We start from the raw sequence: 295 nt of genomic DNA, 5'->3' as shown, positions 1-295 counted from the left end.
CTGTGGAAGTTGACGGTGGAGAAGGCGGGCTCGTTCGACGTCGACAAGATCGCGGCGGCCTCGCCCGGCGTCGAGTTCAAGGGTGCGCCGGAAGGCTATGTCCGCATCCACGAAAACCATCACCTCTGGTCGAAGACCCGGGTGGGACGCGCCAAGCTCGATGGCCAGTTCGAGCTGATCTACGAGACCGCCGATCTCGTCGAGCCGGATCCGTTCCCCAAGGGTTACCAGTAAGTCGCGACGTCGCTCGCGCCTTTCCTCAACACCAAGCCGCTCCCTGGCGTGGACCGCAAAT

General features: G+C 63.4%; 1 protein-coding gene. It reads left to right on the top strand.

The features are described from left to right. Positions 1–234 (top strand): transporter substrate-binding protein (locus tag AC0L3X_RS47535; RefSeq protein ID WP_473317670.1); only part of this gene is annotated, 234 nt, incomplete at its 5' end. Positions 235–295: the final 61 nt, after the last annotated feature.

Source organism: Bradyrhizobium sp. MI1.7 (genome assembly GCF_055811795.1).
Note: the sequence above shows the minus strand (reverse complement) of the source record. Positions and strands in the feature narration are given on the sequence as shown.